This window comes from Rothia similimucilaginosa (assembly GCF_029850985.2).
In the GTDB taxonomy this organism is placed as follows: Bacteria; Actinomycetota; Actinomycetes; order Actinomycetales; family Micrococcaceae; genus Rothia.
The window spans coordinates 503,260-528,222 of the sequence record NZ_CM138149.1 but is presented as its reverse complement, the minus strand read 5'-3'; the positions used below and the strand labels follow the sequence as shown (position 1 = coordinate 528,222).

Genomic DNA, 24,963 nt, shown 5'->3' with positions numbered 1-24,963 from the left:
GGATTACTCCCACTCAATGGTTCCCGGGGGCTTGGAGGTAACGTCCAGCACCACTCGGTTAACGTCCTTGACCTCGTTCGTAATACGGTTCGAGATCTTAGCCAGCAGGTCGTACGGCAGGCGCGACCAGTCAGCGGTCATTGCGTCTTCCGAAGAGACCGGGCGCAGCACAATCGGGTGACCGTAAGTACGGCCGTCACCCTGAACGCCCACGGAACGAACGCCAGCCAGCAGAACCACGGGGCACTGCCAGATGTGCTCGTCCTGACCTGCTGCGGTCAGCTCTTCACGCACGATAGCGTCAGCGGCACGCAGGGTCTCCAGGTTCTCGCGGTTAACCTCGCCGACAATGCGGATGCCCAGGCCGGGGCCGGGGAACGGCTGACGTGCCACAATCTTCTCGGGAACGCCGAGCTCACGACCGATAGCGCGAACCTCGTCCTTGAACAGGGTGCGCAGCGGCTCAACCAGTTCGAAGGTCAGGTCGTCAGGGAGGCCGCCCACGTTGTGGTGGCTCTTAATGTTTGCGGTGCCGTCGCCGCCGCCGGACTCAACAACGTCCGGGTACAGGGTGCCCTGGACCAGGAACTTGATGTCTGCGCCCTCTTCGCCTGCTTCAGCAATCAGCTTGCGCTGTGCCTCTTCGAAGGAGCGGATGAACTCGCGGCCGATAGCCTTACGCTTCGCCTCGGGCTCGGTGACACCCTCGAGGGCGGAGAGAAAACGCTCCGACTCGTCGATGGTGATGACCTTGATACCCATGGAGGCTGCGTAGTCCTGCTCGACCTGTTCACGCTCGCCCTCACGGAGCAGACCGTGGTCGATGAAGAAGCAGGTGAGCTGGTCGCCAACAGCCTTGTGCACCAGTGCTGCCGCCACGGAGGAGTCAACACCGCCGGAGAGCGCGCAGATGACGCGGTCGCTACCGACCTGCTCGCGAATCTTTGCGACCTGCTCTTCGATGATGTTGCTGGTGGACCAGGTGGGCTTCAGGCCTGCCACGTTGTAGAGGAAGTTCTCCAGGGCAACCTGGCCATAGTCAGAGTGCTTCACCTCGGGGTGCCACTGCACGCCGCCGAGTTTGCGGGACTCGTCCACGAAGGCTGCCACGGATGCACCGGGGGTTTTTGCCAGCACCTCGAAGCCTTCGGGGGCTTCGGTCACGGAGTCACCGTGAGACATCCACACGTTCTGGGTAGTGGGGGTGCCGGTGAGGAAGGAAGAGTTCTCAGCGCAGACCACAGCGTCGGTTGCGCCGTATTCGCGCAGACCGGTCTGGGCGACGGTGCCGCCGAGGGTCTGGGCCATGACCTGGAAGCCGTAGCAGATACCGAAAATCGGCACGCCGGCTTCAAACAGGGTCTTGTCACCCTTGGGTGCACCATCGGCGTAGACCGAGGAGGGGCCACCGGAGAGCACGATGGCTGCCGGATTCTTGGCGAGCATCTTCTCGGTGCTCATGGAGTGGGGGACGATTTCGGAGTAGATACCGGCTTCACGCACGCGACGAGCAATGAGCTGTGCGTACTGTGCACCGTAATCTACCACCAGGACGGGACGCTCTTCGAGCTGGTCCAGGTTCACAGAGTTGGTCACGAAAATTACCTCAACGTGTTGGTACTAATCCGCGCACTTGCGCGGGGATATATCTATTTTACGCTATCGCATTGTGGGGTTGAACGCCCGCGGCGCGGGAACCCTTCAGCGAATGACCGTTCTTTTCAGCAAGTAAAAATAAACCCTGTATAAGAAAGTACCGCCCGGCGACGGAGTTAACGACTCCATAGCCAGGCGGCACATTGCAAAAAACAATCCTCTTCGTTTATCCCTTGAACTGAGACATATCAATACGCCGGTCGCAGAAGTCCGCCACCGCATCGCTGTGCGTAGCAATAATGGCACAGGCCCCGGCGTTCACCAGCTCTCGCAGAATATCAAGCACCTGCGCCTCGTTCTCGGCGTCCAGCGCGCCGGTCGGCTCATCTGCCAGAATCAGGGAAGGCTGCTTCAACATAAGCCCAGCAAGCGCCACGCGCTGCTGCTCACCACCCGAGAGTTGGTAGATAAGAGACTTCTCTCGCCCAGACAAACCGACCCGGGCGAGGACGGACTCTAGCTCTTTGCGGCTCGGACGCTGCGAACGCGGCATAACCGCGAGCGGTCCGAGGATATTCTTTTCAACGCTCTCCCCTTCTACTAAGGCATAGTTCTGGAAGAGATACCCTAGACTATCACGGCGGAAATGACGGCGGGTTCGCGCTGAAGCTCCGCTTAACCGTGCACCACGGAATGAATACTCGCCCTCACTAAAATCTGCGAGGGTTCCCAGGCAATTGAGTAGGGTGGTCTTACCGCTTCCCGAAGCACCGGTAAGGGCTATCATTTCCCCCGGAGCTACAGCAATATGGACATCAGCAAAAATAGGATGTCCTGCAATACGCACAGACCCCCCGCTTACGGCCAGCAGATTCTCTGTTTTTAAGATGGACGTCATCAGTACATTTCCTTTCGCGCATGATTGGCAACAGTAACTCGGTAGCCTCTACCAAAGGACCATAAACTCGTACCAATCGACACAATAACAGTGGATGTGAAGAGTACCGTTGCCAGTACTGCAATAACAGATGCAGTCTCAGCCCCAGCATTGAGATACTGCTCGTGGGCCAAACTCGTTAGTTGGAGGACTCCATAGCTAATGACAAGAATCGTCAAAACCGCCTCCCCAATGAGAACCCCACGGAAAGTCCGGGTCGGATGCATACCGTAGGTAAAGGAACGAGCGATACGCTGCTGATGTTCTGCGCAGTACACACGTGCGTACTCCAGAAGGGTCACAAGACACAAAACGGAAAGGATGATGAGCGCATACAAGCTAATGCGTTGTTCGCTCTGCATCCTGCTTGTGAGACTAAAATATTTTTCGCTCACCGGCAGAATTTCACCTACGTAGCTTCGAGCTGCACTACCCTTCAGAGAATCAAGAGCTTTCTGCCGGTCCTTAATAAATGCCCCGTTCTGACTGAAGGCGGCAACGAGCATCTCCGTTCTGTCAGTCAGCACAGTTTTCGGGACATACACAATGATGGGGTTCTGCACAAAGTAGTTCGCTTTAGTACCGTCACCATATGTATAGGATCTCGTTACAGACTCATATGCCCTCAACTCCGAAAGCTCAGCACGTGAAGCTTCTAAATTATTCGAGGAAGAAGAGCTATCAGCCGAGTCAAAAGTACTAGAAGCAAGGTGCCTTATATCATCAGTGTGCTTTTCCAATTCCTGGGGATAGTAGACGCTAAGACCGCTACGACCTTCCAGGTCATCAAGAGGAGGTAAGCCTGCTGGCAGGGATTCAGGATTACTGTCCAGATATTCACGATTCACGTACAGGAAGGTACGGCCCAAGCTCTGATCAGATTTCAGAGAGCCTGATTCATTCTTTCCGGCTCTATAAGCTTCAATCGATTCATAGGATGTATAGACAAGGTTCTCTGCACTAGCGAGGATGACGTTATCAGATTCTATCTGTTCTTTACTCCAGCCTTGAAGGTTCTGGATGTCACTAGTCTTATATCGGAAACCATTAAAGGACACACTATATCCGTTACCCTGAAGCACCGCGGGGCGGGCTTGATTGAGTGCATGGACTTGCTGAGTCGCATAAGCCAAAGTGGTCAGAGTAGCAACAACAAGAATAAGCGCCAAAGAGCGGCACGCCCAGCTAGCCGCATAGGTAATACGCGTGGGTACCTTTCCTTTAAGGGCTTGTCCAATAGGTATAGCTACAGTAAGTGCACAAGCCACATAATGCAACAGAAGCATAAGGCCTAACATCCAGCACAGCAGAATAAGCTGAACTTTCAGTGTCAAAGCCGCAAAAGCCCACGAATTGTACAGGGCGAGGAATATATAGAAAAGGGCATAGAGGCTCAGAATTCCACAAAGAATAGCAGGCCCCGACTCTAGCAGCTGTGCACCGTAGACACGGTTTAAGGATGCTCCATGCAGACGCAGGCGCGCGCTTTTTTTCGTCTGCCGGAATATGGCACCAATCAGAGCCGTACTAAGGGCTAGGCATGTTGCAATAAAGGCATACCCGCCTGGGGTTCCCATGTAGTACCCTGCAATACTTCGGAGATTGAGAACATCGTATTCCGTTGTATGCGCACCATTTTCACGCAGGGTAGCGAGTAGCTGGGCGCGTTGTTGCTCACTACCGCCATAAAGGTTGTAGAGACCTCGCGCTTCTGCAACCTTGCCCGGATTAAACCTTTTGACCTCAACGCGGTCTTCAGGGGTATAGGAAGGGTATCCTGTTTGTTCCCACCCACGTACAGTATTTTCGGCACCACAGAATTCGAGTACGATACCGTGCCGAGTATCTGACACATCAAGGGTGCGACGAGCTATAGCGATACTGTTCTTCTCCGCTTCCTGACACATATCCTCTAGAAATTTGCGAGTATCTACGCCTTCACTGATTGAAGCAATCTGGAGGTTACGGGTATGCCCAAGAGACATCTCCGAGTTGATACTCAGAAGCATGAAGAAAGGGAACACAATGGAGGCGAGGGTCGCCCATAGATAAACTGAGGTGAGGACCGATACATACCGGCCAAATCGGAATCGACACTTAAGCATGGGGATTCATTTCTGTCACATGGGCGGACCGTCTGATAGATTCACTCAGACGGCCCGCCAAATATTTTGTATATTAGCCGCCTGCATCATTTGCAGGGCCATATTGCTAATACGCTATAGAACATCCAACGCGCTCATCTCTAACAATGGTTGTTATAGTAAGACTCGTTAGTGTGGTCCCAGGAACGACCAGACCAAGCCCTAGCAGTGGTAAAGGGCTTCTGACATCCGGAGTAAACCCAGTTACTTCCCCAAACGGTTGCGCTATGCCGTTCTTCTTTGTGGTAATAACGAGACCACACACCCCAGACAGATGAGCCATAGTCCCAAGTACCACCATGCACATCAACAACAGTCGCCACAGCCGGGACAGTTGCGACAGGAACGGCAGTCAGTGCCGTCGCGCTCAAGGCGATAGCGGTAAGCACCTTTTTACCAGGGGGGCGAAGATACCCATTTCTAATCTCCTTCGATAGGTATATCCATATGGTATTGAACTTGCAGTTTTGCAGAAGTTCTTTCAAGGAATATAGACTTTAGCCATATCCTTGCCAGATATACTACAGTGAAAATATAATCTCAGTCACCATAAAAATGAGAAAGTTTCACAATATGTCATAAATTCCATTCTCCCAAAGGCAGTGACTCAACCCCTACCTAAAAGAGCAGGTCAAAACAATACCGCCCGGTAGTCGGAGGGATAAACCCACCAACCACCGGGCGGTGATTCTTGAAGCTACATTAGCCGCGGTAGGAGGGAACCACAGTCAGGTCAGCCTTCTGGAACTTCTTCAGATCCAGGTAACCGCAGTTAGCCATTGCGCGCTTGAGCGCACCAACAATGTTGCTGGTGCCGTTCACGTGGTGCGAAGGACCGTACAGGACCTCCTCCAGGGAGCCGACAACACCCAGCGGGGTGCGCACGCCGCGCGGGAAGTCCAGCGAGTGCGCCTCGTTGCCCCAGTACCAGCCCTGGCCGGGAGCCTCGGATGCGCGAGCCAGCGGAGCGCCCAGCATGACAGCGTCAGCGCCCAGTGCAAGCGCCTTCACCATGTCGCCGGAGCGACCCAGGGAGCCGTCAGCGATCACGTGCACGTAGCGGCCGCCGGACTCATCCAGGTAGTCCGAACGTGCTGCAGCCACATCAGCGATAGCGGTTGCCATCGGTGCAGAAATGCCCAGGCCCTGACGGGTGGTCTGTGCAGAACCGCCGCCGAAGCCCACCAGCACGCCGGCTGCGCCGGTACGCATCAGGTGCTTAGCCTGCGAGTAGCCAGCCACGCCACCAACGATGACCGGAACGTCCAGCTCGTAGATGAACTTCTTTAGGTTCAGCGGCTCGTGCGAGGTCGAAATGTGCTCAGCAGAGACAGATGCACCGCGGATGACGAACAGCTCAACGCCAGCCTTCACCACGGTTTCGTAGTGCTCCTGGGTGTTCTGCGGGCTCAGGGAGCCGGCAACAACCACACCGGAGTCACGGATCTCTTCCAGGCGTGCAGTGATCAGTTCCGGTTTAATCGGCTCGGAGTAAATCTGCTGCATGCGGGTGGTCGCTGAGGCGGGGTCCGCCTCGGGCAGCTCAACAATCTCGTCCAGCAGCGGCTGCGGGTCCTCATAGCGGGTCCACAGGCCCTCGAGGTTTAGAACGCCCAGGCCACCCAGCTTACCCAGTGCGATGGCGGTCGCCGGGGACATGACCGAGTCCATGGGCGCACCAATAATCGGGGTGTCGAACTTGAAGGCATCAATCTGCCAGGAGGTGTCAACGTCACGGCGGTCGCGAGTACGGCGGGTAGGCACCAGCGCTACATCATCCAGGGAATAGGTGGGGCGGGCGTTCTTAGAGAGGCCAATCTGAATTTCAGACATGGGGTGAATCCTTTCGAATTCGGTTTGAGGGGTGCCGCTGGGCGTTATTCGCTCCGATGCCCGCCCGATCCCTGAACGGGTATGGGGCGGGCTCAACGGCGCATGGTGTGCACACCGTGCGGCGAATCATCGTTGGTGAGGCGTTTTAGCGGCGGTAGTTCGGTGCCTCAACGGTCATCATGATGTCGTGCGGGTGCGATTCCTTCAGACCTGCGGGGGTGATGCGCACGAACTGACCCTTGTACTTGAGCTCCTCGATAGTGCGGGAACCAACGTAGAACATGGTCTGACGCAGGCCACCTTCGAGCTGGTGAATCACTGCGGAGAGCGGGCCGCGGAAGGGAACCTGACCCTCAATACCCTCGGGAATCAGCTTCTCTTCGCTGGAGACGTCAGCCTGGAAGTAGCGGTCCTTGGAGAAGGACTTGTGGCGACCGCGGGTCTGCATCGCGCCAAGCGAACCCATGCCGCGGTATGCCTTGTACTGCTTACCGTTCATGAAGATCAGCTCACCGGGAGACTCGGTGGTACCAGCCAGCAGGGAGCCGAGCATCACGGAGTCAGCGCCGGCAACCAGTGCTTTGCCAATCTCGCCGGAGTGCTGCATACCGCCGTCAGCAATCAGCGGCACACCCGCCGGGATTGCTGCCTTAGCGGACTCGTTGATAGCGGTCACCTGGGGAACGCCAACACCGGCAATAATGCGGGTGGTGCAGATGGAGCCAGGGCCAACGCCGACCTTCACGCCGTCAGCGCCGGCGTCGATGATTGCCTGTGCGCCCAGGCGGGTTGCAGCCTGGCCACCGATGACGTCCACGTGTGCTGCGGCGGGGTCCTTCTTCAGGCGGGCAATCATGTCGAGCACGCCCTGGGAGTGACCGTTTGCGGTGTCCACGAACAGTGCGTCAACGCCTGCCTCAACCAGGGTCATTGCGCGCTCGTAGCCGTCGCCGAAGAATCCGATAGCGGCGCCGGCACGCAGGCGGCCGTCCTCGTCCTTGGTGGCATTGGGGTACTGCTCAGTCTTGACGAAGTCCTTGAGGGTAATTAGACCGGCGAGCTTGCCTGCGTTGTCGACCAGAGGCAGACGCTCAATCTTGTTGTGGGACAGCAACGCAAATGCTTCGTCCTTGGTGACGCTGGGGTGCGCGGTGACCAGCGGCATGGGGGTCATGATATCGCGGACGCGAATGCCCTCGTAGTCGGAGCGGGAGATGTAGCGGATATCGCGGTTGGTGATGATACCTTCCAGCACGCCCTCTTCGCTAACGACGGGCAGACCGGAGACCTTGTAGTAGCCGCAGACCTCGTCGTATTCGGCAATGGTTGCGTCAGCACCGATGGTAACGGGGTTAATGATCATGCCGGACTCGGAGCGCTTAACACGGTCCACATGTGCAGCCTGGTCCTCGATGGAAAGGTTGCGGTGGATAACGCCCATACCGCCCAGACGTGCCATAGCGATAGCCATAGCGGAGTCGGTCACGGTGTCCATTGCGGCGGAGATAATGGGGGTGTTCAGGGTGATGCGCTTGGACAGGCGGGTAGAGGTGTCCGCATCGGAGGGGATGACGTCGGTGTTACCGGGCAGCAGCAGCACGTCATCGTAGGTCAGGCCGGTGAAGCCGAAGGGATCCTCGGACAGAGCGGTGGGAATGGTCATTGTCTACCTTTCGGATGCTGGCTTCATCGGTGAGAAGCTCAGCCTATACGTTGCATATGTCAAGATGCGGTACGAACCGTCTGCTCGCACCCCACAAGGTGGTTTGAGCGCAAACGGGAACAGCTTACCTTCTATAGTAAACCGCTAAAGATTTCTTTGCTGAGAAGCACTCATAGTAAGCGTCCTTCAGCGGGAGGCTGTCGGCAGGTTCTAGCGCCCTTCGAACGCGAGCGCGCCCGAGCCTACCGACAGCGAGTGCCCGGTACCGCCTCCATAGTGGAGGGGGCGGTACCGGGCACACACACTATTTAGTCTTCTTCAGTTTCTTCAGGCTTCTCAACCACCAGGGTCTCGGTGGTCAGCACCAGAGCCGCGATGGAGGAGGCGTTCTGCAGAGCCGAACGGGTCACCTTCACCGGGTCAATCACGCCAGCTTCGATGAGGTCCACGTACTCGCCGGTCTTGGCATTGAAACCGTGACCCACGGGCAACTCGGAGACCTTGGAGACGATGACGTAGCCGTCTTCGCCAGCGTTCTCAGCAATCCAGCGCAGCGGCTGAGCCAGGGCACGGCGAACGATCTGTACACCCACGTTTGCGTCGTGATTACCCAGGTCCATGCCGTCCAGTGCCTTCAACGCGTGAACCAGTGCGGAACCGCCACCGGAGACGATGCCCTCTTCCAGAGCGGCACGGGTGGAGGACACAGCATCCTCGATACGGTGCTTGCGTTCCTTCGCCTCAACCTCGGTTGCGGCACCAACCTTGATGACCCCCACACCGCCGGCGAGCTTAGCCAGGCGCTCCTTGAGCTTCTCGCGGTCCCATTCGGAATCCACGCGCTCAATTTCGCGGCGTAGTTGCTGCACTCGATCCTCGATTGCCTCAGGGGCGCCGCCGCCATCCACGATGGTGGTGTGGGACTTGGTGACGGTCACGCGGCGTGCCGAGCCCAGGTGCTCCAAGGTGACCTGCGGCAGGTCGATGCCCAGCTCACCGGTCACGACGGTACCGCCGGTCAGAATTGCCAAATCCTGCATGATTGCCTTGCGGCGGTCACCGAAACCGGGAGCCTTCAGAGCAACCACGTTGATGGTGCCACGCAGCTTGTTCACGACCAGTGCGGAGAGCGCCTCACCGTCAACATCTTCTGCGATGATGGTCAGCGGCTTCTTGGCCTGAACAATCTTCTCGAGCACGGGCATGATTTCTGCGATGGTGGAAATCTTGCCCTGGTAGAGCAGCACGAGGCTGTTCTCCAGCACTGCTTCGCCGCGCTCAGCGTCGGTGACGAAGGAGGGCGAGAGGTAGCCCTTGTCGAACTGCATACCTTCGGTGATGTCCAGTTCGATTTCGGTGGAGGAGCCGTCTTCAATGGTGATGACGCCGTCCTGGCCGACCTTCTCGAAGGCGCGAGCCAGCAGCTCACCAATCTGCTCAGACTGGGCGGAGATAGCGGCAACGTGAGCCACCTCCGAGCCCTGCACAGGGCGTGCGTTCTCGAGCAGGCGTGCGGAGACCGCCTCCACGGCAGCCTCAATGCCGCGCTTGACGTCGGCGGGTGCCGCGCCGCTGGTGACGTTGCGCAGGCCCTCGTTGACCAGTGCCTGTGCGAGCACGGTTGCGGTGGTGGTGCCGTCACCGGCTACGTCGTTGGTCTTGGTGGCGACTTCTTTCGCCAGCTGGGCACCCAGGTTCTCGTACGGGTCATCCAGTTCAATTTCACGAGCAATGGACACGCCGTCGTTGGTGATGACGGGTGCACCCCACTGCTTGTCGAGCACAACGTTGCGCCCGCGCGGGCCGAGGGTTACCTTGACCGCGTTTGCCAGCTTATCGACGCCAGCCTGCAGGGACTTGCGGGCGGCATCGTTGAATTCAAGCTGCTTAGCCATGTGTTCGCTACTCCTAGTGCGTCACAGAAAAGGAAATTTTGAGGGGCAGATGATAGCTCATGCGCCGTACCGGATGAGCGGTACGGCGCATGAGCATCTGAAAGTATTAGTCGACGATTGCCAGAACGTCGCGTGCGGAAAGAATCAGGTATTCTTCGCCCTGGTACTTGACCTCGGTGCCACCGTAGCGGGAGAAAACGACAACATCGCCTTCCTTGATGTCTACGGGAATGCGGTTGCCCTTCTCATCCACGCGGCCCGGGCCAACGGCGACAACGCGTGCTTCCTGCGGCTTTTCCTTCGCAGTTTCGGGGATGACCAGACCGGATGCGGTAGTCTGCTCAGCCTGCTCAATCTTGATAACGACGCGGTCTTCCAGGGGCTTGATAGCCATAATCGGTTCCTCCGGGTTGTGGATTTACGTTTGATGCGAGATAGCGGCGCAGTGGCGCGCCCGATAACTGTCTCGAGTGCTACCTCAACTCTAGTTTCACCTGTGCTTTCGGTCAAGAAAAGCGCCCCTCTGTCGGAGTGTTTCACCGCAAGGCGAACGCTGAGCAAAAAGCTGGGCGAATCAGGCTCCCCACCTGCCGAAACCGGCACCCCGTAAAATGAGGAGCATGCCTATTCCCGCATCCCCTTTTACTCCCGCCGCCACGCTTCCGTTCAGCGCCGAAGCGCTCGCGGCAGCCGATGAGCTCTACCCGCTGGGCTCGGATACGCTCAGCACCGTTACTTCTTTGCGTTCGCAAGGTTTCAGCCCCGAGGAGTCTGCACAGATTATTTCGCTGGCGCAGGCTCGTACCCGTGCACGCGCCAAATTCGGCGAGCGCGCCCGCACCCTCATGCTGACTCAGGAGGCGGCGGAGCAGGCGACCCGCCCGGTGATTGCGCATTATCGCGCCCAGCGTCTGCGCCCGGTTGCCGGCACGGTGGCTGATTTGGGTTGCGGTATTGCGTCAGATTCTGCCGTGTATGCGGCAGATCGCGGTGCCGTGGTTGCGGTGGAGTTGGACCCGCTGACGGCTTCTTTTGCGGCGAAGAATCTTGAGTTTTGCCCGCAGGCGCGCGTGTATTCGGGGGATGTGACCGGCTATGTGCACGGTGAGCTTCTGGACGCTGCCGGTGAGCCGGTGGGCATGGTGTGGATGGACCCGGCACGCCGCGAGTTGCGGGGTGCGAAGAAGGCTCATACGGAGCGTCTTTTTGATCCGGAGGCGTTCTCTCCCCCGTTCTCGTTCGTGCTGAATCTGGCTCGTACGGGCGTGCCGATGGGCGTGAAGTTGGGTCCCGGTTTTCCGCATGAGGGCATCCCCTCACCAGAAGATATTGCGTCGGAGGCAAACCCCAACCCGTGCGTTGAGGCGGAGTGGATTCAGTCGGAGGGTTCGCTTGCCGAGTTGGTGCTCTGGTTTAACGCGCTAGCTCAGGAGGGGGTGGCTCGCACGGCCACCTCAGTGCATGAGCTGCCTATGGAAGAGACTATCCCTCATGAAGGCACCGCCGAAACCGGTGCCCTGATGCCGGCGTATGAGGCGGTGAGCTTCCGTAGCCCATTGACGGCGGAAGAGGCGAAGCAGAGCGTTGATGTTCCGGCGTCTCTACCTCAGCCTGGTGATTACCTATTGGAGCCTGCCCCGGCGGTTGTGCGTTCACATCTGGTCGCTGAGTTTGCGCAGAGCATTGGCGCACATCTGCTGGATGAGCATCTTGCATATCTGTATTCTGCCGAGCTGGTGGAGCATCCGCTGGTTGCTTGCTACGAGGTGCTGGAGGAGATTCCTCTGCAGGAGAAGCAGCTGAAGCGTTGGGTGCGCGAGCAGGGCTTTACTGCGCTGACGATTAAGAAGCGTGGCGTGGATATTGTTCCGGAGCAGTTGCGTGCGCGTCTGCTGGGTTCTGCGGGTTCTAAGCCTTTCAAGAGGAAAAAGAAAAAGAACAATATTTCTTCTTCAGATGCACAGGCGGGTGCGCAGGAGTCCTCGTACCGTCCGGCAACGCTGGTCTTTACCCGCATCGGTTTGGGTAGGGATTCACGACGCGTCGGCTGGCATGTGCGCCCGCTCTAACCTCACCAAACCTAACTGCCCAGCCGTGACTACTCAACTCTGGCTGCTCAGCCCTGACTGCCCAGCCCCGAGGACGGGTTACCGTTCTTAACGATTCGTGACGTTTCCCGTTCCGGATTCTGCGCTCGACAGGGCGCTGGGCACCGCAAGACCGTACACTAGATACGGTGCCTAGTAGAGGTACTCCCCCGCGAAAGCGATCTCTCATCAGTTAGCGCACGACCGGGTAGAGCCCACCGATAATAACTTCCGCAGTCGGCACCATGCACGACCCTATTTCCAGACGCAGGAAAGGCAATATGATCGACTTTGCTACCTCCCCGCAGTCCACTCTCGGCGTGGAATGGGAGATTGCGCTCATCGACCGTGAAAGCGGCGAACTGACACAGCGCGCCAGCGAGGTGCTTTCCATTCTGCGCGAGCGCCACCCCGAACTGCTCAAGCCCGCCTCCGACCGGGCGCACGTAACCGGCGAATTCCTGGAAAACACCCTCGAGGTGGTGACCGGCATCTGCCGCACCGTCGCTGAGGCATGCCGTCAGCTGCAGGATTTGACGGATACCCTGCGTGAAATTACCGATGAGCTCGGCATTGAGTTCTACCCCGCCGGCACTCACCCCTTCTCCCATTGGGCTGACCAGCCGGTCGTGGCGAAGGAACGCTACCAGCGTGTGGTCGAACGAGCCCAGTATTGGGGCCATCACATGGTCATTTACGGTGTGCACGTGCACGTGGGCATTGACTCTCGCGATAAGGTTCTGCCGCTCGTTGACGCGCTGACCAACTACGGTCCGCACCTGCTGGCGCTTTCGTGTTCTTCCCCCTATTGGGACGGAGTCGATACCGGTTACGCTTCGCACCGCACCCAGCTTTACCAGCAGCTCCCGACGAACGGTTTGCCCTTCCACTTTGATACTTGGGAGCAGTACAGCGACTACCTGGATTCGCTCGTGGCAACTGACGTGATTACCGATTCGAGCGAAGACCGTTGGGATGTTCGCCCGGTTCCGCGTTACGGCACCATTGAGATGCGCTATTGCGATGGCCTCGCTTCCCTGCCGGATGTTGCGGCGATCGTGGCGTTCACGCAGTGCCTGGTGGAATACTTCTCCCGCCGTATTGAGGCGGGTAAAAGCATTGAGGTGCTCGCCCCCTGGCACGCGCAGGAGAATAAGTGGCGCGTTGCCCGCTACGGCCTGGAGGCTAAGATCGTGGTCTCTAACGAGCCGACACAGCGTACTCTGCATGAAGATTTTGAGCTGCTTCTACCCAAGTTGGAGCCGGTGTCACGCGACCTTGACTGCGAGGTAGAGCTAACTCAGGTACGCCGCATCCTCGCCGAGGGTACGGGCGCGGATCGTCAGCGTGCAGTCTTTGAGAAGACCGGCTCTCTGCGTGAGGTGGCGCTAGATGTCGCCACGCAGTCCCGCGCGCGAGCACTGCGTTAGACCCTCCCCCGTAACTAAAGCTTGAATACAGAAAATGCCTCGGCGCAGTCCTTTGGGAGACTGTGCCGAGGCATTTTTATGAGCATTTTCGAGGCGAGCCGCTTCAACGTGCTCGCATTGCCGTTTAGAAGCAGACCGCTTAGAAACAAACGGTGGTCACCGGCAGCGAGGAATCCGTCGTGAATTCCACTCCCGAGGGCTCACGACCGGCGGCGACCAGGCGAGCGCCCAGCGCCGCAACCATCGCACCGTTATCGGTGCACAGGGTGAACTTCGGAATAATCAGGCGCACCCCCTCGGAGGCGCATCGAGCGGCAAGCAGCTCACGCAGGCGCGAGTTAGCCGCCACGCCGCCGCCAAGCAGCAGAGTCTTCATGCCCTGCTCGCGGCAGGCAAGCATCGCCTTCTTGGTGATGACGTCCACGACCGCCTCCTGGAAGGACGCGGCAATATCGGCAACCGGAACCTCTTCACCGGCTGCTTCAAAACTTTCTATCACGCGCGCCACAGCGGTCTTCAGACCGGAGAAGGAGAAATCGTAGCGGTGCGCGCCGGGCTCCTCGGCGGTGCCCATGAACTTGCGGTTCGACAGGCCGCGAGGGAACACGAAGGCGTTGCGGTTGCCGTCAGCGGCGGCGCGATCAATCGCGGGGCCGCCCGGGTAGTCCAGGCCGAGCAGTCGGGCGACCTTGTCATAGGCCTCGCCTGCGGCATCATCGAGGGTCGCGCCGAGCAGACGCACATCGGAGGTAATGTCGCGCACCTGCAGGATTTCGGTGTGACCGCCAGAGACCAGCAGTGCGCCCAGGCCACCGGAACCGGCGTTCGCCAACAGGTCGGAGCCGTCCTCGGTACCGTTATCTTCCAGCAGGCCAACACCAACGTGGGCGACCAGGTGGTTAATGCCGTAGAGGGGCTTACCGGTGGCAATAGCGAGCGCCTTGGCCGCGGAGACACCCACCATGAGTGCGCCCGCCAGTCCGGGGCCCGCGGTGACGGCGATAGCGTCCACCTGATCGAGGGTGATGTCCGCTTCGGCAAGTGCCGCTTTGAGCGCGGGAATCATGGCATCCAGGTGAGCGCGGGAGGCGATTTCGGGGATTACTCCACCAAAGCGCACGTGCTCCTCCATAGAGGAGGAGATGGTGTTGCTGAGCAGCTGTGCACCGCGCACAATGCCGATACCGGTCTCATCACAGGAGGATTCGATGCCCAGAACGAGGGGTTCGCGAGTGCTCATAGTTCGTCTTTCTGTTGCGCTGTCTGCGCGTAGTGCTTCTAGTTGCAGTGGTGTAGGGATGCTGTGATGCAGAGATGCTGAGATATAGAGGGCGGCGGAAGCATGCCCCTACTGCGGGGATTGCCGTTTAACCCAACGGACTATTTAGAACGTGCATTCCATAATGATGGCGTCTGTTCCGTCATCGTAGTAGCCGCGTCGTACGTGAATCGCGCGGTAGCCGTTGCGTTCGTAGAGGCGCTGGGCGCGCGGGTTGTCGGCACGCACCTCCAGCAGGATGCGCTCGGCACCCTGCTCGCGGGCGCGCTCGTGCATCTGCTCAAGCATGGTGCGACCGTAGCCGTGGCCCTCATACTCGGGAACCACACCGATGGTTTGAACATCGGCGGTGTCAGCTACGACCATGGTTCCGCAGTAGCCGACAGCGCGCCAGCTGCCCTCGTTATCTTCCGAACCTTCAGTTGGCAATTCAAGTATGTAGTAGGTGCGAGTCGGGTGGGTCAGCTCTTCGAGGAACATGTCGATGTGCCAGGCGTCGACGGGGAACAGGATGGTTTCCATGCGGTGCATGGCCTGCACGTCGGCAAGTTCGGCAATGCGCAGACGGGCACCCAGAGCCAGGTTATTCAGTGCCAGGTCATCTCGCGCGATATTTTCGGTAGCACTCATTTAGCTCTCCTCCTGCGCGGCAGTCTGTGCAGCAATTTGTGCGCCCTGCTTCTGCTGGCGGGCAAGCATTGCGGCGGGGATCTTCGCGTCCGAGTCGCGCAGGTACTGGGCGGAGGTGTCATCACTCAGGTTCTTTACGCCCAGGCGTGCCGCGGCGGCAACCAGGTACTCGGCGTGGGGGTGAACCTGACGGGCAGAATCGATGATGGCCCAGCCGTGCCCTTCGAGAGTTTCGGGGTACAGGCCAGCACCGTAACCGTATGCGTAGGCGGGATCCCCACCGGGCAGAATTTCGGAGGCGGGGCATACGTTTGGGCCGCCCACTAGGTTGTAACCTTCGGCGTTCACACGGTAGCGGGCGGAGTAGACTTCGCGGCGGCGCGCGTCGGAGAGTACGAGCAGTTCAGCACCTTCGACAAGATCAGCAGAAGCGAACGCTCGTTCTGTGTTTTCTTCCCCGGCGACTGCGCTAGCTTCCCCGGTAGCTGCGCCAGATACAGCATGCTCAGCCAGGGCGGTCAAGCTCATCAAGCCGTACACCGGCACCGACCAGGCAAAACCCAGAGTACGCGCAGTAACGATACCGGCACGCAAACCTGTAAAAGGCCCCGGGCCGGTACCGGTCAGAATCACATCCAATTCTTCTCCGCGCACGCCAGCGTCCTGCAGGGCAGCCTGCGCGTAGGGCCCCATCACCTCGGCATGGGAGCGGGTATCTTCACTCTCATAGCGGGCGAGGATTTCGAAGGATGCACCGGCTTCGGAGCCGTGCACACGGGCGAGCGCCACGGATGCGGTGGCGGATGAATCAAGGGCAAGTACTAGCACCCTATCATTCTAACGCGCGGGCTCTAGGCGCTCTGCAGGTCCTCTTTCAGAGCGTCGAAAGCATGCTCCCAGCGGGGGCCGAAGGCGCGCACCCGCAGCAGACGAGGTTCGGGGGTATCCGCGTCCTCGTCACTTTCGTCCTTGTCTTCGTCGTCCCAACTGAACTCTTCGGCACCCGAGTAGGCGAAGCGTGCATCCGCACCGGTCAGTCGGGTGAAGTCCAGCTCCAGGCGAGAATCGCTCAGGTGCTCAGCCTTATCGCGGCCCCACTCGATGACGGTCACAGAGCGCGGCAGGGAGAACTCCAGGTCGAGGTCGTCGAGCTCTTCAGCGCTGGAGAGGCGATAGGCGTCCACATGCACCAGGTCGGGGCCACCGGGGCGGGGGCCATCCGTCAGGTTCGGGTGCACGCGCGAGAGCACGAAGGTCGGTGAGATAACGCCTTCGCGCACGCCCAGCCCGTCACCCAGGGAGCGGGTGAACGTGGTCTTACCCGCGCCAAGTTCACCCGAGAGCAACAGTACGTCCCCGGCATTCAGGTGCTGCGCCAGAGTGAGCGCCAGGCGGCGGGTATGGTCGGGGCCGGTCACATCCAGGTCGAAGACGGTAGAAATGTACTCAGTGCTCATTAGCCCTCCTGCTCCTGACCGGTGCCCCACAGCTCGTTCAGTTCAGCTTCAACCCAGGAGCCACCGATGTAGAGGCGCTCCACGCGGGGTGAAATACGGGTTACGATTTCATAGTTAATAGTCTGCGCGGCATCCGCCCACTCTTCCACGGGCGGGTTCTCACCGGCACCGAAGAGGACTGCGGGAGCACCAAGGTAACCCAGCTCGGGGTCGCTCAGGCCGGGTTCGCCCAGGTCAACGACCATCTGGTCCATGGCGATGCGACCAACCACGCGGTAGGTCTTACCCTCCGCGTTATTAGGCACGCAGCCGTTCTCCACGTTCTGCGCGCCCGGATAGATGCGCACCGGCGCGTTCTCCGCAATACGCGGCACGCCGTCAGCGTAGCCGAGCGGCACCAGCGCCAGGGTGGTCGGCTTTCCGGTGTGGTAGCGCAGACCGTAGGAAACACCCTGACCTGCAGGAACTTCCTTCACGGCGGCAATATAGCTACCCACCGTCATGACGGGCTTTAGGCCTAGTTCCTCAGCGGTGACCTCCGGCAGCGGGGAAAGACCATACAGTGCAAGGCCGCAACGCACGCCGTCACCGAGCATACGCTCCTCCGTATCCCAACCATCCAGCGAGGCGGTCAGGGTCGCCGGAGAGTTCGCCAGATGCACAATCTTCGGGTCCAGGCCGGCTTCACGAGCCTGAGCCACAAAAGCATCCAGGGTATCGAGCTGCTGTGCAGTCTCGGCGCGGGTCGGCTCATCCGCAACCGCCAGGTGACTGAAAATACCCTCAACCGCAATCAGCCCAGACTCCTCCAAGGATGCGGCGCGAGCCACCAACGCCGGCCAATCCGAAGCGGTGGCACCGTTACGGCCCAGACCGGTATCAGCCTTCAGATGCACGATAGCGCGCTCGCCGGCGCGTTCAGCGGCGGCGGCTACCGCCTCCAGGTCCCAACCAGAAACACCCAGGCGGATTTTCTCCTGCAGTGCAGCCTCAAAATCGGTGGAGGGGGTGTGTAGCCACGCCATGAGCGGCGCATCAATACCGTCAGCACGCAGTTCCAGCGCCTCGTTCACGTGCACCACACCCAGCAGGTCAGCACCGGCGACAATAGCCGAACGTGCCACCGGGTACGCGCCGTGACCGTACGCATCCGCTTTAATCACTGCAATGAGCACGCGGTCGCCAATAAGTTCCTTGAGACGGCGCACATTATGTTCTAGCGCATCAAGGTCAATCGTGGCGCTTCGCTCTACCTCTACCGGGGTGCAGGGCGGGCAGTAGATCGGTTCGGCAGGCTGCTGAGGGTGAGTCACGGTCCTTCACGGTCCTTCTGACGGGCGGGTACTACAGGCTGTACTTGGGCAGCCTCTCTTGTACTAAATTCTAGACCTCCCGGTGTGCGAAAGTCCTATCGCGCTACACTAGGTCAGGTACACCTTTGAGAGAGGAAAGCATCGATGAGCACTCTGCCGCCGGTTCGGACGGTTCACGTGTATTCCATGCACACCGACCCTTTTGCGCAGCCCGGTAGCGGAGATGCAGGCGGCATGAACGTCTATATTGCCCGGTCGGTACATGCCATGCTGGAGCTGAATCCCGAGTTGCGGATTGAGGTTTTCACGCTGGACCGCGGTGAGGCGCTTCTGGCTGATTCGCTGTTCCATCAGCCTCCTCAGCCCAGCGAACGCATTGTGCACCACAGCCTTGATCTTCCATCCGCCCGTGGTCTTTCGAAGAACGAGTTGGTTGCGGTCACCGATGATTTTGCGCAGGCATGTGTGGAGCAGGCACTGTACACCCCGGATATTATTCACGCCCACTATTGGCTGTCGGGTCAGGCTGCGGCTCGTGCATCCCAGCTGTGGTCGGCTCAGGGCGTTGGATTCCCGATTCCTGTTCTTTTTACTCCGCATACGACGGCTGCCGCTAAGGATACGCGCCGCGGCGAAGGTGAAGCACCCGAGCCTGAGGAACGTTATACCGCCGAGCGCCTGATGAGTAGCTCCGCCAGCCGGGTGATTGTGAATACTCCCCTGGAGGCACAGCAGATGGGCGAGTACTACGGTACGGAGGCGCAGAAGCTGGCCATTATCCCACCGGGTGTTGATACCTCGATTTTCCATACGATTCCTGGCGTGCATCCGCTCAATGACACCTCTGAGACTCGTTCCCGCATTATTTTTGCCGGTAGGCCTCAGGCGTTGAAGGGCCCGCATCTGCTGGTGGAGGCGCTCGCGTTGCTCCCCGATGATTTGGAGGTAGACGTGGATATTATTGGTCGTTCCGGTTCGGATTATGAGCGCCGCCTGTTGCAACGTGCAGCTGAGCTGGGTGTCGTAGATCGGGTGCATTTGAAGGACCCAGTTCCGGCGTCTGAGTTGGCGAATATTTTCCGTGCCGCCGATATTGTGGCGTCCCCGTCGTCATCTGAGACGTTCGGTTTGGTGGCACTGGAGGCGCAGGCATGCGGCGCGGCGGTGCTCGCTACGGATGCTGACGGTCTGCGCTATGCGGTGGAGAACCACCGTACGGGTCTGCTGGTGGCACCTCGTACTCCGCAGCGTTGGGCTGCGGCTATTGAGCGTCTGGTGCGTGCCCCGTATCTGCGTCATTCGTTGGGTGCGAACGCCGCGGCGCGTGCCCGTACGATGGGTTGGGATCAGACGGCGCGCCGAACCCTTAAAGCTTATGCCGAGGTACGTCAGGGTATCTCGCAGTAATGTATTTTTCACGTTGTGAGGAGTTTTAATGTCTTTCTCCATGAACCGCGATGAGTTCGCCGCGTACCTGGATTCGGTGCGTATTACCGGTGAGGTGGCGACCGCCCGAGAGAATAACCTGGACCATATTCAGGGTTTCCTGGATGGTAATGAGCACCTTGAGTTTGGTGTGCAGTGGAACCGCAAATGGGATTATGATTCGGTGTTTGAGGTGATGGTCCGCCGCGCGGGCCTGAACCCGGATCGTTCGCATACTCACGGTCAGGACACTATTGGTGCCGAGCAGTGCATCAGCGCGCTGGAGGAGTACGCCCGCATCTTTGGCGATGCGGTGCGTGCGGGTTCTCGTATTCTGTTTGCGACCGGTCACCCAGCGGGTCTGTTCCCCATGTATGCGGTGATGGCAGCGGCGGCAAAGGCTGCCGGCGCTGAGGTTCTTCAGATTGAGGAGGGCGAGCGCTTCCTGGATGGCGATGTCCGCCAGATTATGAATGTCGTGATGTTTGAGCAGTACGGCAATCTGCAGCATACGCATTTCCCTGGCCCGATGCGCATCGCGCTGGATCAGTTGAAGGCTCGCGGTGTGACTCCGGATCTGGTAGTTTCGGATCACGGCATGGCTGGTTATGCTTCTTCGACCTGTAAGTTGTTGACGATTGGTATTGCGGATTGTAATGATCCGGGTTTGTTTGTGGCGGCTGAGCAGGGGAATCTGCCGGTGTGTGTGCCGATGGACGATAATGTTCCGCCGCGTCGTTATGAGCCGATGATTGATTTCATTTTGGATCGTGCGGGGCTTGAGCGTCCTTAATGTCCCTTTTACACCGCGTGTAGGGTTTGTTATTGAGCCTCAGGGGTTTGTCGTTTTATATGCCGGTTATTGTTTTTCTGCAGGTGTGTGAAACAGTCTGGTGTTTTTAGGAGTTTCTTAGCTACACTAGGCATTCTTCTCGTGGGCTCTTATTCTCTTCTTTTTTGTGATTGATTTCATCACACGGGAGCGACTTTACGGCTTTATTCTTCGAGACGTAAGACCCCCGACCCCGTAGAATAGTTTACGGAACACGTTTATGCGCTCTGTAGGTTCATATAACGCTCCATTAGGCGTCTAACCAGCGCCTTTACCGTAATATCTGCCATTATTCACTCAGCAAGATTAAGTCTTCACTCATTCATTCATTCAGAACATAGACTAGGACACGGCTCCCTTACACCGATAATTAGGGGTAAATGTGCCTATTCGCCGCTCTCAGTCCACGACACAGGGCAAATTTCCGGGGAAGATTACACCGTTGAAAGTACAAGATCGTCTTAAAAAAATGTGGGGTTCAGACTTCGTCGTCAAGCGAAGCTGGCATCCTAAGGTTCAGCGTGCCCTTTACTGTGGCGATTTTCTCGCCGTTGTTATCGCGGTTGTCGCTGCGCATCTGATTCGTTTCGGATGGGAGAATGCTGACCTGCCCTATGTGAACGTTTGGCCTATTAACGCCTTGGATGGCCGTATTCCCGCTATCGATTACATTTTCCTGGGCGTCGGTATGTTCGTCGGCTGGTGGTTTATCCTCCAGCTGAACGGCTCCCGTAGCCTGCGCATCATGGGTTTCGGCAATGAGGAATACCGCCTCATTACTCGCGGTAGCACCTATTTCTTCTGCCTGCTGATTATTGTGGCGTTCTTCCTCAAGGTTGACGTCACCCGCATGTACTTGTTGATTGCTTACCCGCTGGGTCTGTTCCTTCTGCTGACGGAGCGTTGGCTGATTCGTCAGGGTCTGGTGCGTTCCCGTACCCGCGGTCGTGCACTCACTCGCGTCATGATTATTTCTGATGTGACGACCGGTCAGCACCTGTACAAGAACCTGGAGGGCGTGGTTGCTTCCGGCCTCTCCCCCGCTGCGTTCTATCTGCCCGGTTTCACTCCGGGTACCACTGTTGCTGGCGCACCGATTCCGGTGCTTGGTTACAGTACTTCTCCGGCTGACATTATGGAAGCCATCCGCGAGAACGATATTCACATGGTTGCTGTTACGAATGGTCACCACTTGAGCCCGGGTCAGGTTCGTCTGCTGGGTTGGAAGCTGGCTGATGCGCATATTTCGCTGATTATGGCTCCTGCGACGACCGATATTGCTGGTCCGCGTATGCACATGCAGCCGTTGAACGGTCTGCCGCTGGTGCACGTGTCGACTCCGCGTATTACCGGTCTGTCGGCGTTCTTCAAGCGCGCCGTGGATGTTGTGTCTTCGGGTCTGGGTTTGATTCTGCTCTCTCCGCTATTTCTGGTGGTGGCACTGCTGGTGAAGCGTGATGGTGGCCCAGTCTTCTTCCTGCAGAACCGTGTAGGTCTGAACGGTGAGCTTTTCAAGATGGTGAAGTTCCGTTCAATGCGTACTGACGCTGAAGAGGTCAAGAAGCGCCTCATGGAGCAGAACGAGGGTAACGGCGTGCTCTTCAAGATGAAGGACGACCCGCGTATTACCCCCATTGGTAAATTCATCCGTAAGTACTCGATTGATGAGTTGCCTCAGCTGTGGAATGTGTTCATTGGCGATATGTCGCTGGTGGGTCCGCGTCCTCCGCTGGTTGAGGAAGTCGAGCAGTACGAGGACATTGCGTACCGCCGCCTGCTGGTGAAGCCGGGTATTACCGGTCTGTGGCAGGTTTCGGGTCGTAGTGATCTCTCCTGGGAAGAGTCGGTTCGCCTGGACCTCTACTATGTTGAGAACTGGTCGCTTACCGGTGACTTCATTATTCTTCTGCGTACTGTCCGTGCGGTTTTCGCTAAGGAAGGCGCGTACTAAGAAAGATGGTGGGAGTTTCTCCCGCTGGTGCATATGCCGGTTTTTAGTGATGCTGTCCCGGCACAGGCAGCTCGGCATCGTGCATTGATATAAGCACGTTGAAGGGGCGTGAATCCATTTCCGGTGGATTCACGCCCCTTCTGTGTGCCCAGGGTGTCTGGTCAGCTCTTCGCTTCTAGACAAGCGTCAGAACATCAGGGCGCTAGTTCCGCTCCCCTATTCCGCGATGAGGCGCGCGATGACTTCGGGGAGCATCTGCGCGACGCGGGTTGCGGGTGCCGGGCCGGGCAGAGCGTCCTTGACGCTTCCGGTGGCACTGGCACGTGCGGCTTCACCGTGCAGGTAGACTGCGAGCGCACCGATGGAGCCGTAGGTGCAGTCTTCCAAGATTTCTCCTCGGGCTTCGAAGGCGGCTACGGTCTGGGCAAGCAGCGCGCCGTAGATGCCGGTGAGGGTGTCTCCGCTGCCTGCGGTGGCGAGCCAGGGGCTTCCTCCGGCAACGCTGTAGGTGGCGCCGTTGGGTGCCGCAATGAGCGTGTAACCGCCCTTGAGCATGACGGTGGCGCCGGAGAGTTCGGAGGCGGCACGCACCCAGCGGAAGGGCTCTGCATTAATGTCTTTGCAGCTAGGTACGATGGCGTCACCCAGGTGCTTCTTCCAGGTTTCGGGCGCGAGCTCGTGCACGATGCGCAGGAATCGTTCGAGCTCTGCCGCGTGCGGGGTGAGGATCTTGTGGGATCCGAGGTGCTTACCGGTTGCCATGTATTCTGCCGCCAGGTCGCAGGCACCAGCATCGAGGATTGCGGGTTCGGGTGAGTGGAGCAGGTAGCGGTTCTTGTCCAGCGAGTCATAGCTGGAGCCGGAGCCGCCGGCCCACACGGTAACTCTCTGCAGGGCAGGTGCGCCGCTGAAGTAGACGGTTTCGGGGTTGTGAGCGATCATGAGCTGGCGGAGCTCGTGGGAGTTGGCGCCGAAGCGAACCATACCAACGCCGGTGTTGAGGGCAGCACGCACACTCATGAGGGCTGCACCGGGGTATTCGAGGCTTCCGGTGAGCATGCCGAGTACGCCACGGGTGTACTTGTGGGAGTGCTCGTCGGGGATTTCAATGAGTTCGCGGTAGTCTTCGCGGTCGAGAACGCGCAGGGCGGGCTTGTGGGCGTCGAGGGCTTCGGGCACACCCAGGTCGTAGAGTTTAATATCTCCGGAGTGGACGCTATGGCTGGTGCCTGCCGGTAGCTTGTGACCGATGAAGGTGACGGTGCGGTCGGCGCGTAAGGATGGTTCGTGCACGGTTCCGCGGTTGTTATCGACCCCGGAGGGGGTATCAACGGCGAGGACTGCGCTGAGCTTACCGTCGAGCTGCGCGGCGCGGAGGACTCCCAGGTATTCGCCGGCGTTACCGCGTACGGCACCGCTGGAGCCGGTACCTAGGATGCCATCGATGGTCAGGTCGTAGCCTGCAAGCTGTTCAAGGGCGTGTTCGGGGTCGAGCACGCGGGTGCCTTCGCCGCCTTCGCGGGCGATGAGTTCGAGGTTCTTTTCGCTGGAGTCGAAAATGACTGCATCAACGCGGTGCCCCTTGGCGCTGAGGCGGGCGCCGGCGTAGATGGTGTCTGCACCGTTGTTGCCCGGACCGATGAGTAGCAGGATTTTTGCTTTGTCTTTACCGTGGAGCAGCTCCTGCGCTTCGGCTGCGACGGCGTCTGCGGCGCGTTGCATGAGGTAGCCGTCATAGTCGGCGGCTTCAATGTAGGGCTTTTCTGCTTCGCGTACCTGGGAAGCAGTATAGATGAGCTTCATTGCTGTCTCCTTGGGTTGCATCGTACGGGCCTTAGGGGGGGGTCACCGGGTGTTGTGTTGATGTGACTCTGCGTTAGTTTTCGTCGGTAGTATCGTCACCGGCGATGACGCTGAGTCGGTAGCTTTCGGGGTTGAACTTTTGCAGGTGCGCCAGTTCTGCGTCACTGAGGTATTCGGCGGTTGCGATTGCGATGGCAACAGGTTCGTCGTGGGTCAGCGAGAGGTGGATGCGGTTGATGCCGAGTTCTTTGACACGGCGGGCGATGGTGCCCTGAACTATAAGGTAGGGCTGGCCGCTTTCGGCGGTGGCGACTTCGCAATCTTGCCAGTTGAGTCCGGCGGGTGCTCCGAGTACTTTTGCGACGGCTTCTTTGGCGGCAAATCGTACGGCTTGGGAGCGTACATTTCGGGTGCGTTCGTTGGGGGTGAAGATGCGGCGGACGAAGGCGGGTGTTTCGGTGACAATTCGTTCGAATCGTTCAATGTTGACGGTATCTACGCCGATTCCCATAATCATGAGCTGCACCTTTTACGTTAGGGGTGGTGACCGCGTCCTGTTTGCGGTTTCTCTTGTTTTAAGTCTAGCGAGATTCGTTTCTTTTAGGTGGGATGGCGTCAAATATGACGCATGATTGATACCTGTTTCACAGCGTCTATTTTTGTTGGGTCATCCACGAATAACCACCAG

The 24,963-nt window shown here is 58.6% G+C and carries 20 protein-coding genes; 5 read left to right on the top strand and 15 right to left on the bottom strand.

Annotation, left to right across the window (positions count from 1 at the left end):
- Positions 1–3: 3 nt before the first annotated feature.
- The 8 genes from guaA to groES all read right to left on the bottom strand — a co-directional run bounded on the left by guaA (position 4) and on the right by groES (position 10,462).
- Entirely contained in the window at positions 4–1,596 is a 1,593-nt protein-coding gene (gene guaA / locus QFX07_RS02280) for a glutamine-hydrolyzing GMP synthase (protein ID WP_279741213.1), read from the bottom strand.
- Between the two features lie 226 nt (positions 1,597–1,822).
- Positions 1,823–2,494: an ABC transporter ATP-binding protein gene (locus QFX07_RS02275; protein WP_279741215.1), complete on the bottom strand. Its 672-nt coding sequence runs from the start codon at positions 2,492–2,494 to the stop codon at positions 1,823–1,825.
- Positions 2,494–4,518, bottom strand: a complete 2,025-nt coding sequence (locus QFX07_RS02270; protein ID WP_459741222.1) for a hypothetical protein — start codon at positions 4,516–4,518, stop codon at positions 2,494–2,496. Before QFX07_RS02270 ends, QFX07_RS02275 begins: the two co-directional genes overlap by 1 nt.
- A gap of 260 nt (positions 4,519–4,778) precedes the next feature.
- On the bottom strand, positions 4,779–4,982 hold the full coding sequence (locus QFX07_RS02265; protein ID WP_414628311.1) for a lactococcin 972 family bacteriocin: 204 nt from the start codon (positions 4,980–4,982) through the stop codon (positions 4,779–4,781).
- 397 nt (positions 4,983–5,379) lie between these two features.
- Positions 5,380–6,510 (bottom strand): GuaB3 family IMP dehydrogenase-related protein, encoded by a 1,131-nt coding sequence (locus QFX07_RS02260; RefSeq protein ID WP_049353743.1) that lies wholly within the window; start codon positions 6,508–6,510, stop codon positions 5,380–5,382.
- Positions 6,511–6,655: 145 nt separating this feature from the next.
- Positions 6,656–8,173 (bottom strand): IMP dehydrogenase, encoded by a 1,518-nt coding sequence (gene guaB / locus QFX07_RS02255; RefSeq protein WP_279741219.1) that lies wholly within the window; start codon positions 8,171–8,173, stop codon positions 6,656–6,658.
- Between the two features lie 308 nt (positions 8,174–8,481).
- Entirely contained in the window at positions 8,482–10,068 is a 1,587-nt protein-coding gene (groL, locus tag QFX07_RS02250; protein WP_279741221.1) for a chaperonin GroEL, read from the bottom strand.
- A 106-nt stretch (positions 10,069–10,174) separates the two neighbouring features.
- Positions 10,175–10,462, bottom strand: coding sequence for a co-chaperone GroES (gene groES, locus QFX07_RS02245; RefSeq protein WP_005505066.1), 288 nt, complete (start codon positions 10,460–10,462; stop codon positions 10,175–10,177).
- Between the two features lie 226 nt (positions 10,463–10,688).
- Between groES and QFX07_RS02240 the strand changes: the two genes are divergently transcribed.
- Together QFX07_RS02240 and QFX07_RS02235 are read left to right on the top strand one after the other, a co-directional pair.
- Positions 10,689–12,137, top strand: a complete 1,449-nt coding sequence (locus QFX07_RS02240) for a class I SAM-dependent methyltransferase (RefSeq protein WP_279741223.1) — start codon at positions 10,689–10,691, stop codon at positions 12,135–12,137.
- 299 nt (positions 12,138–12,436) lie between these two features.
- On the top strand, positions 12,437–13,585 hold the full coding sequence (locus tag QFX07_RS02235) for a glutamate--cysteine ligase (RefSeq protein ID WP_279741225.1): 1,149 nt from the start codon (positions 12,437–12,439) through the stop codon (positions 13,583–13,585).
- Positions 13,586–13,724: 139 nt separating this feature from the next.
- Here QFX07_RS02235 and tsaD read toward each other — a convergent pair whose 3' ends face one another.
- The 5 genes from tsaD to alr all read right to left on the bottom strand — a co-directional run bounded on the left by tsaD (position 13,725) and on the right by alr (position 18,264).
- The gene (gene tsaD, locus QFX07_RS02230; protein WP_279741227.1) at positions 13,725–14,825 is read right to left on the bottom strand and encodes a tRNA (adenosine(37)-N6)-threonylcarbamoyltransferase complex transferase subunit TsaD; all 1,101 of its coding nucleotides are present in this window, start codon (positions 14,823–14,825) and stop codon (positions 13,725–13,727) included.
- Between the two features lie 144 nt (positions 14,826–14,969).
- Positions 14,970–15,494, bottom strand: a complete 525-nt coding sequence (gene rimI, locus QFX07_RS02225; RefSeq protein ID WP_279741229.1) for a ribosomal protein S18-alanine N-acetyltransferase — start codon at positions 15,492–15,494, stop codon at positions 14,970–14,972.
- Complete coding sequence (gene tsaB, locus QFX07_RS02220; RefSeq protein ID WP_279741231.1) at positions 15,495–16,322, bottom strand: tRNA (adenosine(37)-N6)-threonylcarbamoyltransferase complex dimerization subunit type 1 TsaB; 828 nt, start codon at positions 16,320–16,322, stop codon at positions 15,495–15,497.
- A gap of 23 nt (positions 16,323–16,345) precedes the next feature.
- Positions 16,346–16,951 (bottom strand): tRNA (adenosine(37)-N6)-threonylcarbamoyltransferase complex ATPase subunit type 1 TsaE, encoded by a 606-nt coding sequence (gene tsaE / locus QFX07_RS02215; RefSeq protein WP_279754891.1) that lies wholly within the window; start codon positions 16,949–16,951, stop codon positions 16,346–16,348.
- On the bottom strand, positions 16,951–18,264 hold the full coding sequence (alr, locus tag QFX07_RS02210; protein ID WP_279741233.1) for an alanine racemase: 1,314 nt from the start codon (positions 18,262–18,264) through the stop codon (positions 16,951–16,953). Before alr ends, tsaE begins: the two co-directional genes overlap by 1 nt.
- A gap of 144 nt (positions 18,265–18,408) precedes the next feature.
- Between alr and QFX07_RS02205 the strand changes: the two genes are divergently transcribed.
- The 3 genes from QFX07_RS02205 to QFX07_RS02195 all read left to right on the top strand — a co-directional run bounded on the left by QFX07_RS02205 (position 18,409) and on the right by QFX07_RS02195 (position 22,472).
- The gene (locus QFX07_RS02205) at positions 18,409–19,671 is read left to right on the top strand and encodes a glycosyltransferase (protein ID WP_279741234.1); all 1,263 of its coding nucleotides are present in this window, start codon (positions 18,409–18,411) and stop codon (positions 19,669–19,671) included.
- Between the two features lie 28 nt (positions 19,672–19,699).
- Positions 19,700–20,482, top strand: a complete 783-nt coding sequence (locus tag QFX07_RS02200; RefSeq protein ID WP_279754890.1) for a phosphatase — start codon at positions 19,700–19,702, stop codon at positions 20,480–20,482.
- Between the two features lie 508 nt (positions 20,483–20,990).
- On the top strand, positions 20,991–22,472 hold the full coding sequence (locus QFX07_RS02195) for a sugar transferase (RefSeq protein ID WP_279754889.1): 1,482 nt from the start codon (positions 20,991–20,993) through the stop codon (positions 22,470–22,472).
- A gap of 216 nt (positions 22,473–22,688) precedes the next feature.
- Here the strand turns inward: QFX07_RS02195 and QFX07_RS02190 are convergent, their stop codons facing one another.
- Positions 22,689–24,275, bottom strand: a complete 1,587-nt coding sequence (locus QFX07_RS02190; protein ID WP_279754888.1) for a bifunctional ADP-dependent NAD(P)H-hydrate dehydratase/NAD(P)H-hydrate epimerase — start codon at positions 24,273–24,275, stop codon at positions 22,689–22,691.
- A gap of 73 nt (positions 24,276–24,348) precedes the next feature.
- A complete protein-coding gene (locus QFX07_RS02185; protein ID WP_279754887.1) occupies positions 24,349–24,792 on the bottom strand; it encodes a holo-ACP synthase in 444 nt (147 codons plus the stop codon).
- Between the last annotated feature and the right edge of the window lie 171 nt (positions 24,793–24,963).

What these genes read in the sequence shown, in the direction of transcription:
- QFX07_RS02200 (WP_279754890.1), top strand. Translation starts at nt 19,700, where the DNA reads ATGTCTTTCTCCATGAACCGCGATGAGTTCGCCGCGTACCTGGATTCG.
- QFX07_RS02235 (WP_279741225.1), top strand. Translation starts at nt 12,437, where the DNA reads ATGATCGACTTTGCTACCTCCCCGCAGTCCACTCTCGGCGTGGAATGG.
- rimI (WP_279741229.1), bottom strand. Translation starts at nt 15,494, where the DNA reads ATGAGTGCTACCGAAAATATCGCGCGAGATGACCTGGCACTGAATAAC.
- QFX07_RS02190 (WP_279754888.1), bottom strand. Translation starts at nt 24,275, where the DNA reads ATGAAGCTCATCTATACTGCTTCCCAGGTACGCGAAGCAGAAAAGCCC.
- QFX07_RS02185 (WP_279754887.1), bottom strand. Translation starts at nt 24,792, where the DNA reads ATGATTATGGGAATCGGCGTAGATACCGTCAACATTGAACGATTCGAA.
- QFX07_RS02240 (WP_279741223.1), top strand. Translation starts at nt 10,689, where the DNA reads ATGCCTATTCCCGCATCCCCTTTTACTCCCGCCGCCACGCTTCCGTTC.
- QFX07_RS02195 (WP_279754889.1), top strand. Translation starts at nt 20,991, where the DNA reads ATGTGGGGTTCAGACTTCGTCGTCAAGCGAAGCTGGCATCCTAAGGTT.
- QFX07_RS02260 (WP_049353743.1), bottom strand. Translation starts at nt 6,510, where the DNA reads ATGTCTGAAATTCAGATTGGCCTCTCTAAGAACGCCCGCCCCACCTAT.
- tsaD (WP_279741227.1), bottom strand. Translation starts at nt 14,825, where the DNA reads ATGAGCACTCGCGAACCCCTCGTTCTGGGCATCGAATCCTCCTGTGAT.
- QFX07_RS02205 (WP_279741234.1), top strand. Translation starts at nt 18,409, where the DNA reads ATGAGCACTCTGCCGCCGGTTCGGACGGTTCACGTGTATTCCATGCAC.
- QFX07_RS02270 (WP_459741222.1), bottom strand. Translation starts at nt 4,518, where the DNA reads ATGTCTCTTGGGCATACCCGTAACCTCCAGATTGCTTCAATCAGTGAA.
- groES (WP_005505066.1), bottom strand. Translation starts at nt 10,462, where the DNA reads ATGGCTATCAAGCCCCTGGAAGACCGCGTCGTTATCAAGATTGAGCAG.
- tsaE (WP_279754891.1), bottom strand. Translation starts at nt 16,951, where the DNA reads ATGAGCACTGAGTACATTTCTACCGTCTTCGACCTGGATGTGACCGGC.
- guaB (WP_279741219.1), bottom strand. Translation starts at nt 8,173, where the DNA reads ATGACCATTCCCACCGCTCTGTCCGAGGATCCCTTCGGCTTCACCGGC.
- groL (WP_279741221.1), bottom strand. Translation starts at nt 10,068, where the DNA reads ATGGCTAAGCAGCTTGAATTCAACGATGCCGCCCGCAAGTCCCTGCAG.
- QFX07_RS02275 (WP_279741215.1), bottom strand. Translation starts at nt 2,494, where the DNA reads ATGACGTCCATCTTAAAAACAGAGAATCTGCTGGCCGTAAGCGGGGGG.